This window comes from Nocardia sp. NPDC059229, assembly GCF_042754165.1.
Lineage (GTDB): Bacteria > Actinomycetota > Actinomycetes > Mycobacteriales > Mycobacteriaceae > Nocardia.
Genome location: NZ_JBHZAK010000018.1, coordinates 73,946 through 88,292, shown reverse-complemented (window position 1 = coordinate 88,292; position 14,347 = coordinate 73,946). Strand labels below are relative to the sequence as shown.

Here is a 14,347-nt window from a genome sequence, read left to right as displayed (position 1 = left end):
GCGGCCGGGGTTTGACAGTGGGGCCGTTTTTTCGGCAATCTCAACCCAGGTCATGAGTACCAGCGTCAAGCCCCGGCTGGCTGGTCGGCAACCCTCCTCCGCGGTGGGGTGCTCCGGGTGACGACCTGGCCACGCATCGGACAGCGGTGCGGCAAGTGCGGATTCACAGGAGGTACAAGTGAGCTACGCGGGTGACATCACGCCGAAGCAGGCGTGGGAACTGTTGCGCGACAACCCCGATGCGGTGCTGGTGGATGTGCGCACCGAAGCCGAGTGGCGGTTCGTCGGGGTGCCCGACACCAGCGGCATCGGCCGGCCGACCGCGCTGATCGAGTGGGTGGACGTCTCCGGCACGCCCAATACCCGTTTCACCGATCAGCTGAAGCAGGCGCTCGGCGATCGCGGCCAGGACTCGGCCGCGCCGGTCATCTTCATCTGCCGCTCCGGCCAGCGCTCCATCGGCGCGGCGACCGCCGCCACCACCCTCGGCATCGCCCCGTCCTTCAATGTGGTCGACGGCTTCGAGGGTGCGCTCGACGGTCAGGGGCATCGCGGCGGCACGGGCTGGCGGGCCGACGGCCTGCCCTGGCGTCAGTCATGAGTTTCGTGTCCGGACGGATCGCAGGGAGGCAGTCATGATCACCGGTGGTTCCTTCGACAAACCGCTCCCCGAGGGCGTCGGCCCCGCCACGCAGGCCGTGCGCGGCGGCACCCGGCGCTCGGGCTTCGACGAGACCTCCGAGGCGCTGTTCCTCAATTCGGGTTTCGTCTACGAGAGCGCCGAGGCGGCCGAGGCGTCCTTCACCGGCGATATCGAGCACTTCGTCTACTCCCGCTACGGCAACCCGACGGTCGCCATGTTCGAGGAGCGGCTGCGCCTGATCGACGGCGCGGAGGCCTGTTTCGCGACGGCCTCCGGCATGTCGGCGGTGTTCACCGCGCTGGGCGCGCTGCTCGCCGCGGGTGACCGGCTGGTGGCGGCGCGCAGCCTGTTCGGCTCCTGCTTCGTGGTGGCCAACGAGATCCTGCCGCGCTGGGGCGTGGAGACCGTCTTCGTCGACGGCGAGGATCTGGACCAGTGGGAGCAGGCGCTGTCGGTGCCGACCCAGGCCGTCTTCTTCGAGACCCCTTCCAACCCCATGCAGACCCTCACCGATGTCCGCGCGGTCTCCGATCTCGCGCACGCGGCGGGCGCGAAGGTGGTGCTGGACAACGTCTTCGCCACCCCGCTGCTGCAGCGCGGCTTCGACCTGGGTGCCGACATCACCGTGTACTCGGGCACCAAGCACATCGACGGGCAGGGCCGCGTCCTCGGCGGCGCGATCCTCGGACCGCAGGACTACATCGACGGCCCGGTGAAGAGCCTGATGCGCCACACCGGTCCGGCGCTGAGCCCCTTCAATGCGTGGACCCTGCTCAAGGGTCTGGAGACCATGCCGCTGCGCCTGCGCCAGTCGGTGGACTCCGCGCTGAAGATCGCCGGGTTCCTGGAGACCCATCCCGCCGTGGCGTGGGTGAAGTATCCGTTCCTGTCCTCGCACCCGCAGTACGAGCTGGCCAAGCGTCAGATGTCCGGCGGCGGCACGGTGATCACCTTCGAGCTGAAGGCGTCGGAGAACGAGGCCAAGAAGCGCGCTTTCGAGGTGCTCAACCGCCTGCGCATCGTCGACATCTCCAACAACCTCGGCGATGCGAAGACGCTGATCACGCATCCGGCCACCACCACCCACCGGGCGATGGGCCCGGAAGGTCGTGCGGCCGTGGGGATTACCGATGGCGTGCTCCGCATCTCCATCGGGCTCGAGGATGTGGAGGACCTGCTCAATGACCTGGACCGGGCACTGAGCTGATCCGCCGAGTATTCGAACCGCCGAGTATTCGAAGGGCCGGAACCCACTGGGTTCCGGCCCTTTTCGTGCACGGGGGCCGACGGGGGTTCGGAAGCGGCCCCTGGAGTCGTCGAGCATTGTTTGACAGCATGCTGTCAAAAATGACAGCATGCTGTCATGATGAAAACAGTCCACATGGCCGTGTACGACACCTTCTCGGACTGGGAGGTCGGGCATGCGACCGCGCACATCAATCGCGAACTCTGGCACCGCGAGCCGGGAACCTGGCAGGTGAAGACGGTCGCCCTCGGCGCCGAGCCGATCACCTCGATGGGCGGCATGCGGGTCCTGCCCGATCTGGTTCTCGATGAGCTGAAGCCCGCCGACAGCGCCATGCTGATCCTGCCGGGACTCGAAACCGAGCAGCATCCCGAGACGCCGGCCGCCTTCGCGCGCAAGGCCCGGGAGTTTCTGGCGGCCGGGGTGCCGGTGGCGGCGATCTGCGGCGCGACCTTCGGGCTGGCGCAGGAGGGCCTGCTGGACGGTCGGCGGCATACCAGCAATGACGCGGGATATCTTGCCTACAGCGGATATTCGGGTGGCGAGCACTATGTTCAGGCGACCGCGGTCACCGACGGTGACCTGATCACCGCGACCGGCACCCGACCGGTCGATTTCGCCCGCGAGATCTTCGCGCGCCTGGGTATCTACGAGCCGCACGTGCTGGAGTCCTGGTACCGGCTGTACGGAAACAATGATCCCGCGGGCTTCTACGCGTTGTTCGAGTACGAGCAGCAGCGCGCGGCGGCCGCGCGGTGACCCGCACCGCGCAGCAGCTGTTCGGGGCCGCGGCCGTCACGTCGTTCAAGCTGAACGGCCAATTCCTCTCGATCGCAGAGGAATTGGCCAAGCCGTCCGGGATCACGGTCGCGTGGTGGCAGGTGCTCGGCGCGATTCTGCACGAACCGCTCCCGGTGGCCGGTATCGCCCGCGCAATGGGTATCACCCGCCAGAGCGTGCAGCGCATCGCGGATGTGCTGGCGGACAAGGGATTCGTGGAATACCGCCCCAATCCGGCGCATCGGCGCGCGAAGCTGGTGGCCATCACCGAGGCGGGTCACGACGCGGTGCGGCGGATCGACCCGCAGCACGCGGCCATGGCGAAACGGCTGGTGGCGCAGCTGGGTATCGAGCAGCTCGCCCACATCGTGGACGCGCTGACGACCCTGTCGGCTGCCCTCGACGCGCTCGAGGGTGACGTGACGGGCATGGCCTGACTACAGCGCGAACGGGTCCTTGGTCTTGCCGACCAGGGCGGCCACCGACGGCAGGATGGTGGTCGGGCGGTACGGGAACTGCTCGACCAGGGCCGGGGTGGAGATGCCGGTGGTGACCAGGATGGTCCGCATGCCCGCCTCCAGGCCCGCGATGACGTCCGTGTCCATCCGGTCGCCGATCATGACGGTGGACTGGGAGTGGGCACCGATGCGGCGCAACGCCGATCGCATCATCAGTGGGTTGGGTTTACCGACGTAGTAGGGCTTGCGGCCGGTGGCCTCGGTGATGAGGGCGGCGACGGAGCCGGTGGCCGGAAGGATGCCTTCGCGGGACGGGCCGGTGGCGTCCGGGTTGGTGGCGATGAAGCGCGCGCCCGCGGAGATCAGCCGGATGGCGGTGGTGATGGCTTCGAAAGAGTAGGTGCGGGTTTCACCGAGCACCACGTAGTCCGGGTCGGAATCGGTGAGAACGTAACCGATTTCGTGCAGAGCGGTCGTGAGGCCGGATTCGCCGACCACGTAGGCGGTGCCGCCTGGGCGCTGGTCGTTGAGGAAGGTCGCGGTGGCGAGGGCGGAGGTCCAGATGGACTCGACCGGAATGTCGAGGCCGGTGTGCCTGAGCCGGGCCTGCAGGTCGCGCGCGGTGTAGATCGAATTGTTGGTGAGAACGAGGAACGGAATGTCGTTGTCGCGCAGTTCGGCGAGGAACTGATCGGCCCCGGGCACCATGTGATTCTCGTGCACGAGGACGCCGTCCATGTCGGTCAGATAGGAGAGGATCGGTTCAGCGCTCGAGTAGGTCACGCGCACATTCTCCGCTATCCCGGGACCGGACGCTCATATATTCCTGCTCTTGCAGACCGTCCGACCGGTTTCATCCCCGGAATACCGTCCGTCCGCCCGGGGTTCGATCCCTTGGGTGTGACCCCTGCCGCACCGCGTTTCACCGCTGACCTATCGTGCGAAGTAGGACCGTTCGCGATGCCCGGTGTCGCGGCGGTCGTGCGGGAGGTTGGCCCGCACAGCTCGAGCGCAGCATGGCGACAGGAGTGCCCAGGTGAAAGACCTCAAGCTCGGTTACAAGGCGTCCGCGGAACAGTTCGGCCCGCGCGAACTGGTGGAGCTCGCGGTGGAGGCGGAGGCGCACGGCCTCGACAGCGCCACCGTCTCCGACCATTTCCAGCCGTGGCGGCACAATGGCGGGCACGCCCCGTTCTCGCTGGCCTTCCTGGCCGCGGTGGGCGAGCGCACCAAGCGCATTCAGCTCGGCACCTCGGTGCTGACCCCGACCTTCCGGTACAACCCCGCGGTCATCGCGCAGGCGTTCGCCACCATGGGCTGCCTGTACCCGGATCGCATCATGCTCGGCGTCGGCTCGGGTGAGGCGCTGAACGAGATCGCCACCGGATTCCAGGGCGAATGGCCGGAGTTCAAGGAGCGTTTCGCGCGGCTGCGCGAGTCGGTGGACCTGATGCGCGCGCTGTGGACGGGCGAGCGGGTCGACTTCGACGGCCAGTACTACAAGACCGTCGGCGCCTCGATCTACGACGTGCCCAAGGGCGGCATCCCGGTCTACATCGCCGCGGGCGGCCCGCTGGTGGCCCGCTATGCCGGCCGCGCCGGTGACGGTTTCATCTGCACCTCCGGCAAGGGCATGGATCTCTACACCGAGAAGCTGATGCCCGCCGTCGCGGAGGGCGCCGCCAAGGCCGGCCGCTCCGTCGACGACATCGACCGCATGATCGAGATCAAGATCTCCTACGACACCGATCCCGTTCTGGCACTGGAGAACACCCGCTTCTGGGCCCCGCTCTCGCTGACCGCGGAGCAGAAGCACTCCATCACCGATCCCATCGAGATGGAGGCGGCCGCCGACGCGCTGCCGATCGAGCAGATCGCCAAGCGCTGGATCGTGGCCAGTGATCCGGACCAGGCGGTCGAGCAGATCAAGCCGTACCTGGACGCGGGCCTGAACCACCTGGTCTTCCACGCGCCCGGTCATGATCAGCGCCGGTTCCTGGATCTGTTCCAGCGCGATCTGGCGCCCCGCCTGCGCGCCCTCTGAGTCGGTTCACGCAGTGGCATACGGGGACGGGCGACCCTCGCGGCAGTCCGTCCCCGAATATCCGCGGCCGGGTAACCGGGTGGGCGCGGAAATCAGCCCATAACGGTCGGTAGGCTTTCGCCCATGGCTGCCACACCGGTTTCCAGTGTGTACATCGCGTCCCCCGAGGGCGACACCGGCAAGTCGACGGTGGCGCTCGGTGTCCTGCAGGCCCTCGCGGCGACCACGCCGCGAGTGGGCGTGTTCCGGCCGATCACCAGGTCCGCGATCGGGCGCGACTACATTCTCGAGCTGCTGCTCGAGCACTCCACCGCCGATGTCGACTACGACCAGGCCATCGGCGTCACCTACGAACAGGTGCACGAGGATCCGGACGCGGCGATCAGCGAGATCGTCATGCGGTACCACGCGGTCGCCAAGCAGTGCGACGCCGTGCTCATCGTCGGCTCGGACTACACCGATGTCGCCAGCCCCAGCGAACTGCGCTACAACGCCCGCATCGCGGTGAACCTCGGCGCGCCCGTGCTGCTGGTGGTGCGCGGAATGGGCCGTACCCCTGAGGAATTGGGCCAGCTGGTGGAGCTGTGCCGCGCCGAGCTGGCGGCCGAGCACGCCAAGCTGGTGGCCGTGATCGCCAACCGGTGCGAGCCCGGGCAGCTGGAAGCCGATGCCGCCGCCCTGAAGCAGGCCTGCACCGTGCCGTCCTGGGCGCTGCCCGAGGTACCGCTGCTGCAGGCGCCCACCATGGAGGAGCTGCGCGAGGCGATCGGCGGCGAACTCTACAGCGGCGACCCGGAACTCATGCAGCGCGAGGCGCTCGAGGTGATCGTCGGCGGCATGACCGCCGAGCACATTCTGGAACGCCTCGCCGACGGCGTCGCCGTCATCACCCCCGGGGACCGCTCCGACGTGCTGCTCGCGCTGGTGAACGCCCATGAGGCGGAGGGCTTTCCGTCGCTGGCCGGCATCATCATGAACGGCGGCATGCTGCCCGAGCCGTCCATCGCGCGACTGATGGCGGGCCTCAAACCCAAGCTGCCCATCCTCGCCACCGACCTCGGCACCTTCGAGACCGCCAAGGCCACCGCGCTCACCCGCGGCCGCGTCTCGCTGTCCAGCATCCGCAAGGTGGACACCGCGCTGGCCCTCATGGAGCAGCGGGTCGATCCGCGGGAACTGCTGCGGCAGATCGAGATTCCCATCCCGAACATCGTCACCCCGCAGATGTTCGAGTACCAGCTCATCGACCGCGCCCGCAACGACCGCAAGCGCATTGTGCTGCCCGAGGGCGACGACGACCGCATTCTGCGCGCGGCCGGGCGGGTGCTGCAGCGCAAGATCGCCGACCTCACCATCCTCGGCGACGAGGCGTCGGTGCGCGGCCGCGCCGCCGAGCTCGGCGTGGACATCGAGGCCGCCGAGGTGCTCGATCCCAAGACCTGCCCGCTGCGCGACGAATTCGCCGAGGAGTACGCCCGCCTGCGTGCCCACAAGGGCATGACGGTGGACCGCGCCCGCGAATTCATGAGCGACATCTCGTATTTCGGCACCATGATGGTGCACATGGGGGTCGCCGACGGCATGGTGTCGGGCGCGGCGCACACCACCGCGCACACCATCCGCCCGTCCTTCGAGATCATCAAGACCGAGCCGGGCGTGTCCACGGTGTCCAGCGTCTTCCTCATGTGCCTGGCCGACCGGGTGCTGGTGTACGGCGACTGCGCCGTGGTGCCGGACCCGACCTCCGACCAGCTGGCCGATATCGCCATCTCCTCCGCCCGCACCGCCGTCCAGTTCGGCATCGATCCGCGCGTGGCCATGCTCTCCTATTCCACGGGCGAGTCGGGGTCCGGCGCCGACGTCGACAAGGTGCGCGCCGGCACCAAGCTCGTGCACGAGCGGGCGCCGGAACTGCTGGTGGAGGGGCCGATTCAATACGACGCCGCGATCGAGCCCACGGTGGCCAAGACCAAGCTGCCGAATTCCGAAGTGGCGGGCCAGGCGACGGTCTTCATCTTCCCGGACCTCAATACCGGCAACAACACCTACAAGGCGGTGCAGCGCAGCGCCGGGGCCGTCGCCATCGGCCCGGTGCTGCAGGGTTTGCGCAAGCCGGTCAATGATCTGTCGCGGGGCGCGCTGGTCGCGGACATCGTGAACACCGTCGCGATCACCGCGATTCAGGCTCAGCAGGAGGCGTGATGAAGGCTCTGGTGATCAATTCCGGATCCTCGTCCATCAAATATCAGCTGCTCGATCCGGCGACCGCCGACGTGTGCGCGCAGGGCGTGGTGCAGCGCATCGGCGAGGCGGTCGAGCCGGATGCGGTGACCGTCGAACACACCTCGGGCGAGAAGACTTTCGAGTATCAGGGGCCCATCGCCGATCATGCGCAGGGCCTGCGGGTGGTGTTCGATCTGTTCAGCGCGAGCGGCCAGGATCTGGCGCACGCGGATCTGGCCGCGGTCGGGCACCGGGTGGTGCACGGCGGTGAGGTCTTCTACGAGCCGACGCTCATCACCGACGCGGTGGTGCAGGCCATCGTCGACCTGTCCTCCCTTGCGCCGCTGCACAATCCGCCCAATGTCATCGGCATCGAATCGGCGCGCGCGCTGCTGCCGGATGTGCCGCAGGTCGCGGTGTTCGACACCGCCTTCTTCCACAATCTGCCCGCCGCGGCGAAGACCTACGCCATCGACGCGGAAATCGCGGCGGCGCACGGTGTTCGCAAGTACGGTTTCCACGGCACCTCGCACGATTACGTGTCCGGTCAGGTCGCGGCCTTCCTCGGGAAGGACAGAACCGAGCTCGACCAGATCGTGCTGCACCTCGGCAACGGCGCGTCGGCCTCGGCCATTCGCGCCGGGCAGGCGGTGGACACCTCCATGGGCCTGACCCCGCTGGAGGGCCTGGTCATGGGAACCCGGTCCGGGGATCTGGATCCGGGGATCATCTTCCACCTCATCCGCACGGCGGACATGGATGTGAACGATGTGGACGCCCTGCTCAACCGGAACTCCGGGATCAAGGGCATCTCCGGTGTCAATGACTTCCGGGAGCTCGGCCGCCTCATCGAAACCGGCCATCCGACCGCGAAATTGGCGTTCGACGTCTACATCCACCGGCTGCGCCGCTACATCGGCGCCTACCTGATCGAATTGGGGAAGGTGGACGCCATCACCTTCACCGCCGGTGTCGGCGAGAACGACGCCAAGGTGCGCGCCGAGTCGCTGGCGGGACTGGAGCGGTACGGGATTCGCATCGACGCCGACCGGAACACCGCGAAAGACCGTACGGCCCGGCGCATCTCGACCGACGACTCGGACGTGTCGGTGCTGGTGGTCCCGACCAACGAGGAACTCGCCATCGCCCGCGCCGCCGCCGATCTGGTCGGCTGAGCGCCACGGCACCCGCAGAGCGATTCGGACTTCACGAAAACATCATGATGGGCCTGGCATGGTGGTCACCGGATCCGGTTCGCCCGGTCCACCGGAACCCGTGTCGCACCACGCACAACCGTGGTAGGGGCCGAAATTCCCTCGCCGGCCCCGTGGTTCGCAGACTGCCTCTGTGACCGCCGCGGGCGACACGGGACTCTTCCGGTTTTTCAGAACCAGGATTTGGCGCGCACCGCGTTGGCCAGATCCACCAGCGCGTACCGGTGGGTGCGTTCGGGCGCGGAGCGGGCCAGGCCGCGCAGGCCGGCCTCGATGCCGCGCCGGAGATCCCGTTCGGTGAACGGTGACCCGAACAGCTTGGAGCCAACCGATTTCGGCTGCTTCCCGGCCTGCACCCAGCCCAGCGCGACCCCCAGGGTGAGAATCCGCAGCTGGGCCGCGCGTCCCTCGCCGGGCGGCAGATCCTGCACCCGCGCCGCCGCCACCCGCAGTGTCGACTCGTCCAGTTCCGCGGCGGACGCGCAGGTCAGCAGCATGAGAATGGCCGTCATCCGGGCCTCCGCGTAATGCCGTGAGGCGGGCGGCACCTGATCCAGCGCGTGCACGGCGGCGGTGATGTTCCCGGCCGCGGCCAGCTGGCGGGCCAGGCCGAAGGCCGCGCTCACCACGCCCCGATCGGTACGCCACACGGTGGCGTAGTAGTTCTCGGCGTAGGACCGCCATTCCTCGGGATCGGGCGAATCCCAGTGCTGGAGAATGAGTTCCGCGGTGGCGGCCAGCGCCAGCTTGGGCGCGATCTCGCCGGGCAGCGCCTCCAGCACGGCGTCGAAGCGGGCGAAAGCGCGCTCGTACTCCAGTTCCAGCAGCTCGGTCAGGCCCAGGTACCAGTCGATGCGCCAGTCCGGGGCCGGCGGCAGCGGCTCCTCGGTGAGCCGGGCCAGCAGCATGCGGGCGGCCGCGGGCTCGTCGAGGTCCAGGTGGGCGCGGGCCTCGGCCAGCGTCACCTCCAGTTCGAAAGTCTCGGGCGCGCCGCCGGGTTCGGCCGACGCGCGCTGGCGGGCGTGCCGCAGTTCGTCGAGGGAGTGCCGGGGTTCGGGATGCGCGGCCCCGGCCAGCAGCGGCGCGGACGGGTCGCCCGGATCGATGATGGGCACCGGCAGCGCCGCCACCACATCGCCGGGCTGCAGCAGGGTGTCGCGGGGGACGCCGTCGATGATGCCGTCGGTCTGCGCGATGAGCTCGCCGGTGCCGAAACTGGTGCGCGGCGGGCTGAACAGGGTGGACAGCTGCGGATGCTCATTGCCGGTCTCGACGGCCAGGATCTCCCGCAGCACGCCGGTGAGCTGGGTGGCGAGCAGGCGCGCGGAGGGGAAACGGCGCTCCGGGTCCGGGTGGGTGGCGCGCAGCAGCAGCCGGTACAGGAACGGGTGCCGGGCCAGCACCGCCTGCTCCTTCGGATCCGGGATGCCGTCGCCGTAGGCGCCGCGTTCCATCGGCAGGTGCAGGGTGAGCACGGCCAGCGCGCGGCCCACGGTGTAGATGTCGGAGGCCACCGTCGGCCCGGTGTGCGCGATCTCGGGCGCCTGGAATCCCCTGGTGCCGTACAGGTTTCCGTACGCCTCGAACTGGGTGACCGCGCCCATGTCGATGAGCTCCACCCGGTCGGTGGTGATCATGATGTTGTCGGGCTTGAGGTCGTTGTAGGCCAGCCCCACCGAATGCAGATAGTCCAGGGCCGGAAGGATTTCCAGCAGGTAGGCGATGGCCTCCGCGACCGGCATGCGGTCGGGCGCATGGTGATCGAGCAGATCGCGCAGCGAATGCCCGCCCACGTACTCCATGACGATGTAGCCGATCGGCGTCCCGTCCGGCCCCGGGTGCTCCACGAAGTTGTGGATCTTCACGATGCTCGGGTGTACGACCTCGGCCAGGAACTGCCGTTCCGACAGCGCGACCGCCTGCGCCTCGGCGTCACCGGCGTGCAACAGGCCCTTGAGCACCACCCAGCGGTCGCTCACATTGCGGTCGATGGCCAGGTAGATCCAGCCCAGTCCGCCGTGCGCGATACAGCCCTGGATCTCGTACTGGCCCGCCACCCGGTCGCCGGGATACAGCGAGGGCCGGAAATCGTAAGGCGCGCCGCAGGTCTGGCAGGTGCCCGCGGTGGTGGACACCCGGGTCGGGGTGGCCCGCCCGACCGGCTTGCCGCACCGCCAGCAGAACCGCCGCCCCTCGGCCACCACCGGATCGTCGAGCACGGCGGCTTCCGGATCCACCGGCTCCACCGCCGGGATCGGCACCAGTCCGGCCCCGAGCCGCCGCATCGCGGGGCGCGGGCGGGTCATGCGGGCGGTGCGCTGGGAGGGCCGGGTCGGGGTGCGCGTCTCGCCCTCGTCGCTCGAAACACTCGGCGGCACAGGGGTTTCCGGTTCCACGGCGGTCGGCTCCGTGCCGGGGGATTCCGCGCGCGGCGTCGGCTCGGTGCGCTGGGCGGGCCGGGTGCCCGCGTCGTCGTCGCCGGCCGGTGCGTGCCGCGTGGTCAGCTCGGTCCGGGCGGGCCAGTACGGCCCCACGGTCATCTCGGTGCGCGCGACCGCCTGCGTCCCCTCGGGCTGCTCCGGTGTGGTCATCGTCAGTCCTGATACATCGGGGGCGGCGGAATGGCGGCGTCGCCGAGCTCGGTCACCAGCCAGCGGCGGTAGAGCCGGTTCCACGTCCCGTCCGCGCGAATGCGTTCCAGGGTGCCGTTGACGAAGCGGACCAGATCGTCCGCGCCCTTGGAGATGCCGATCCCGTACTGCTCGGTGCTCAGGTTGGGGCCGACCACCTCGATGGCCGGATCCTGCTCGGCCAGCCCGGCCAGCACGGTGTCGTCGGTGCTGACCGCGTCCACCTGCCGCTGCTGCAGCACCACCAGGCAGTCGGCCCAGGTGGGCACGGTCAGGATGGACGCGGCGGGCTGCGAGCGCCGGATCAGGTCCAGGGAGGTGGTGCCGTTGACCAGGCACAGCCGTTTGCCCGCCAGATCGGTCAGCCCGTTGATGCCGGAGTTGCGGAAGGCCAGCACGCGCTGATGCGCCTGCAGATACGAGGTGGAGAAGGTAACCGTCTGCCGCCGTTGACAATTGATGGTCATGGTCTTCACCACGACGTCCACGGTGTGCTCCTGCAGCGCCCGCTCGCGGTCGGCGGAGCCGAGGATCCGGAACTCCAGCGCCGCCGGATCGCCCAGCAGGTCCCGGGCCAGCTCGCGGGCGATGTCCACATCGAATCCGGCGAGCGTACCGCTGGCCGGATCCCGGAAGCTGAACAGATTGCTGCCCGGGTCCAGGCCCACCAGCAGCCGGCCCCGCGCCCGGATGGCGTCGATGTCCGGCCCGCTCCTGGTGCCATTGGGCCGCAGGCTCGCGGTCGGGTCACCGCAGTCGGCCACCTCCGGCGGCGGCGCGGTCTGGGTCTGTGCCGCAACGGCTCCCGACGGCAGCGGCGGCTCGACATAGCTGGGCACCCGGGTCGAGGGCACGGGCGGCGGGGAACTGCTGTCCCCGCAGGCTGCCGTGCAGGCCACGGCCGCGGCCAGGACCGCGAGAATCAGGGAGCGGACGAGTCTTCGGGTCATCGGTACTCCCGCAGTCGGGGCCAGAGCCCGGCCGCGATCAGCACGGCGGCGGCGGTGCTCAGCACCAGCGCCCCGGGGCCGAGCAGGTCCAGCGTGCGGGCGGCGTGCGAGGTGTCGGTGCGCAGCATGTTCCGGGTGTCGGCGATGCCGTCGCCGAGCGCGCGGTCCAGCGCGTCGGTCTGGGCGGCGGCCTCGTTGGCGCCCGGCCCGGTGGCGACCGCGGCCGCGCCGATGAAGTCGCCCTTGGACAGCGCGTCGTTCATGCGCTGGTGCGCGGCTCGCCAGCGGTCCAGGGCGGCCGCCGCGGTGTGCACGTCGCTCGCGCCGGGCGCGTCGGTTCGATAGCCGGACAGGATGTTTCGCAGTTTGTCGATGGCCTGGTCGTAGGCCTTGTCGTAGTCCGCGCTGGTGTCGCGGCGCACCAGCTTGAGGGTCTCCGCGGTGCGGGCCTGCTGGGCCAGGATGCGGCTCTGGGTGAGCGCGGTGGTGGGAGTGCTGCCCTGGTCGCGGGCGTGGGTGGTGTCCACCGCGGAGATGATGCCCGCGATCACCGTCCAGGCCAGCAGCACCACCATGGTCCCGGTGGCCAGCAGCAGCCCGAGATTGAGTACCCGGTGCCAGCGTCGGTACAGGAACAGCTGCGCCGCGATCAGCGCCGTCACCACCAGCAGCGGCAGCAGGATGGCGGGCCAGGGCGGGCGCACGTGGGTGTGCTGGGTGGCGGTGATGGCGGCGGACCGGTGCTCCTGCAGTTCCTGCGCCATCGGCAGCAGTGTCCCCTGCATCAGGTTGGACGCCTCGCTCAGATAGGCCGCGCCCACCGGCTCCCCGGCGCGGTTGTTGGCCCGCGCGGTCTCGATGACGCCGGTGTACACCGGCAGTCCGGTGGCGATGCCGCTGCGCAGCTGCGTATCCGTGTTCCCGTCACTGCGATTGGACTGGGTCACCAGTTCGGCCGCGGCCTCGCCGACCGCCTGGTTGTACCGGTCACGCACCGGCTTCGGTTCCAGCCCACCGGAAATGAAGGCGGCACCGGCCGAGGCGTCGGCCACCGACAGCGAGGTGTAGAGCCGTTGCGCCGAATAGGCATCGGGCTCCGACTGATCCAGCAGGACGTCCAGGGCGTGTTGCCGGTTGGTCACCGCGGTGTCGGTCACGAGGCCGGCCGCCACGCACAGGCTCAGCAGAACCAGCCCGATGGCGATCAGTTTGGCCGGGGAGGACTGGGCGAAACTGCGCAGTTCGGTGGTCGCGAAGCGTTCGCGCCAGGCCGCCGCGGCGGTGCGCGGGGACAGCTCCGCGAGCCGCAATTCCTCAGTGCGAGCCATCCTCACCTCCTACTGACCGATATCGAACGACCGACTTGTTGCTGCCGGATGAGCTTATTGTGGACGTACCGCCGCTGTGACGCGGGAATCCCCGCGGTCTGCTCCGCCGAGCGGGGACTGTGCACGGCAGTGCGGTCGGACGATGGGATTGCGAAGATGCGTGGTGATGGGGACGGGTGGGCGGAGAGTCCGGATGGCACCCGCCAGTGGGGTCGTTTCGGCGCTGCCGGACTGTTGCTGCGCGCCCCGCTGGCCGGCGGCGGATCTGCAGTCCTGCTGCACCATCGTGCCGCCTGGACCCATCAGGGCGGCACCTGGGCGCTGCCCGGCGGAGCCCGCGACTCCCACGAGACCAGCGTGCACGCGGCCGTCCGCGAGGCCGAGGAGGAGGCGGGCATCGCGCCCGGCTCGATCCGGGTGCGCGCCTCCCGCGTGACCGCGACCGCGCCCAGTGGCTGGACCTACACCACCGTCATCGCCGATGCCGCCGATCAACTGCGCACCCGCGGCAACACGGAGAGTCAGGACCTGATCTGGGTGCCCGAGGACGAGGTCGAGGACCGGCCGCTGCACCCCGGCTTCGCCGCCGCGTGGCCCGCCCTGCGCGCCACGCCCACCCGGATCAGTCTCGAGGGAATCGCCGATACCGGCGTGGTGGCGGCCGCGTTGCCGCGCACTCTGGATCTGGCCGGGCAGGGATTCCTCTGGCTGCATTCGAATGGCGACGGGGTCGGCCGCACCGCCCGCATCGGCGCGCCCGAATCGGTCACGGAACAGACCGATTTGGCCGGAAATGTGTTGTTCCTCACTCTGGACCAGGTGTTGTCTTGA

The 14,347-nt window shown here is 69.3% G+C and carries 12 protein-coding genes and 1 riboswitch; of the genes, 8 read left to right on the top strand and 4 right to left on the bottom strand.

Annotated features, from left to right (window positions below):
* Window positions 1-48: 48 nt before the first annotated feature.
* A riboswitch (SAM riboswitch) is annotated at window positions 49-164 on the top strand.
* Between the two features lie 14 nt (window positions 165-178).
* The 4 genes from ACFXHE_RS33320 (at window position 179) to ACFXHE_RS33305 (ending at window position 3,106) form a co-directional block, all read left to right on the top strand.
* Window positions 179-601 (top strand): rhodanese-like domain-containing protein, encoded by a 423-nt coding sequence (locus ACFXHE_RS33320; protein ID WP_357004953.1) that lies wholly within the window; start codon window positions 179-181, stop codon window positions 599-601.
* 34 nt (window positions 602-635) lie between these two features.
* Window positions 636-1,850 (top strand): O-succinylhomoserine sulfhydrylase, encoded by a 1,215-nt coding sequence (locus ACFXHE_RS33315; protein WP_379388644.1) that lies wholly within the window; start codon window positions 636-638, stop codon window positions 1,848-1,850.
* 156 nt (window positions 1,851-2,006) lie between these two features.
* Window positions 2,007-2,648 carry a type 1 glutamine amidotransferase family protein gene (locus tag ACFXHE_RS33310; RefSeq protein ID WP_379388643.1) on the top strand — a complete coding sequence of 214 codons (642 nt, stop codon included), beginning with the start codon at window positions 2,007-2,009 and terminating at the stop codon, window positions 2,646-2,648.
* Entirely contained in the window at window positions 2,645-3,106 is a 462-nt protein-coding gene (locus ACFXHE_RS33305) for a MarR family winged helix-turn-helix transcriptional regulator (RefSeq protein ID WP_379388641.1), read from the top strand. Before ACFXHE_RS33310 ends, ACFXHE_RS33305 begins: the two co-directional genes overlap by 4 nt.
* Here the strand turns inward: ACFXHE_RS33305 and ACFXHE_RS33300 are convergent, their stop codons facing one another.
* Window positions 3,107-3,865 (bottom strand): HAD-IIA family hydrolase, encoded by a 759-nt coding sequence (locus ACFXHE_RS33300; RefSeq protein WP_379388710.1) that lies wholly within the window; start codon window positions 3,863-3,865, stop codon window positions 3,107-3,109.
* Between the two features lie 298 nt (window positions 3,866-4,163).
* Between ACFXHE_RS33300 and fgd the strand changes: the two genes are divergently transcribed.
* From fgd to ACFXHE_RS33285, 3 genes are all read left to right on the top strand, one after another.
* Complete coding sequence (fgd, locus tag ACFXHE_RS33295; protein ID WP_379388639.1) at window positions 4,164-5,171, top strand: glucose-6-phosphate dehydrogenase (coenzyme-F420); 1,008 nt, start codon at window positions 4,164-4,166, stop codon at window positions 5,169-5,171.
* A 123-nt stretch (window positions 5,172-5,294) separates the two neighbouring features.
* Window positions 5,295-7,373, top strand: coding sequence for a phosphate acetyltransferase (pta, locus tag ACFXHE_RS33290; protein ID WP_379388637.1), 2,079 nt, complete (start codon window positions 5,295-5,297; stop codon window positions 7,371-7,373).
* Window positions 7,373-8,569: an acetate kinase gene (locus ACFXHE_RS33285; protein WP_379388636.1), complete on the top strand. Its 1,197-nt coding sequence runs from the start codon at window positions 7,373-7,375 to the stop codon at window positions 8,567-8,569. Before pta ends, ACFXHE_RS33285 begins: the two co-directional genes overlap by 1 nt.
* A 209-nt stretch (window positions 8,570-8,778) precedes the next feature.
* On the opposite strand, the gene ACFXHE_RS33280 is transcribed toward ACFXHE_RS33285, so the two are convergent.
* The 3 genes from ACFXHE_RS33280 to ACFXHE_RS33270 are packed head-to-tail and all read right to left on the bottom strand — an operon-like array spanning window position 8,779 to window position 13,516.
* A complete protein-coding gene (locus tag ACFXHE_RS33280; protein WP_379388709.1) occupies window positions 8,779-11,148 on the bottom strand; it encodes a serine/threonine-protein kinase PknG in 2,370 nt (789 codons plus the stop codon).
* 53 nt (window positions 11,149-11,201) lie between these two features.
* The gene (locus tag ACFXHE_RS33275) at window positions 11,202-12,188 is read right to left on the bottom strand and encodes a glutamate ABC transporter substrate-binding protein (RefSeq protein WP_379388635.1); all 987 of its coding nucleotides are present in this window, start codon (window positions 12,186-12,188) and stop codon (window positions 11,202-11,204) included.
* A complete protein-coding gene (locus tag ACFXHE_RS33270) occupies window positions 12,185-13,516 on the bottom strand; it encodes a hypothetical protein (protein WP_379388633.1) in 1,332 nt (443 codons plus the stop codon). Before ACFXHE_RS33270 ends, ACFXHE_RS33275 begins: the two co-directional genes overlap by 4 nt.
* 156 nt (window positions 13,517-13,672) lie before the next feature.
* Between ACFXHE_RS33270 and ACFXHE_RS33265 the strand changes: the two genes are divergently transcribed.
* Window positions 13,673-14,347 (top strand): NUDIX domain-containing protein, encoded by a 675-nt coding sequence (locus ACFXHE_RS33265; RefSeq protein ID WP_379388631.1) that lies wholly within the window; start codon window positions 13,673-13,675, stop codon window positions 14,345-14,347.

Excerpts from the sequence above, each read along its gene's own strand:
- ACFXHE_RS33270 (WP_379388633.1), bottom strand. The coding sequence starts at position 13,516 with ATGGCTCGCACTGAGGAATTGCGGCTCGCGGAGCTGTCCCCGCGCACC.
- ACFXHE_RS33315 (WP_379388644.1), top strand. The coding sequence starts at position 636 with ATGATCACCGGTGGTTCCTTCGACAAACCGCTCCCCGAGGGCGTCGGC.
- ACFXHE_RS33310 (WP_379388643.1), top strand. The coding sequence starts at position 2,007 with ATGATGAAAACAGTCCACATGGCCGTGTACGACACCTTCTCGGACTGG.
- pta (WP_379388637.1), top strand. The coding sequence starts at position 5,295 with ATGGCTGCCACACCGGTTTCCAGTGTGTACATCGCGTCCCCCGAGGGC.
- ACFXHE_RS33285 (WP_379388636.1), top strand. The coding sequence starts at position 7,373 with ATGAAGGCTCTGGTGATCAATTCCGGATCCTCGTCCATCAAATATCAG.
- ACFXHE_RS33275 (WP_379388635.1), bottom strand. The coding sequence starts at position 12,188 with ATGACCCGAAGACTCGTCCGCTCCCTGATTCTCGCGGTCCTGGCCGCG.
- ACFXHE_RS33280 (WP_379388709.1), bottom strand. The coding sequence starts at position 11,148 with ATGACCGTGGGGCCGTACTGGCCCGCCCGGACCGAGCTGACCACGCGG.
- ACFXHE_RS33300 (WP_379388710.1), bottom strand. The coding sequence starts at position 3,865 with ATGGACGGCGTCCTCGTGCACGAGAATCACATGGTGCCCGGGGCCGAT.
- ACFXHE_RS33265 (WP_379388631.1), top strand. The coding sequence starts at position 13,673 with ATGCGTGGTGATGGGGACGGGTGGGCGGAGAGTCCGGATGGCACCCGC.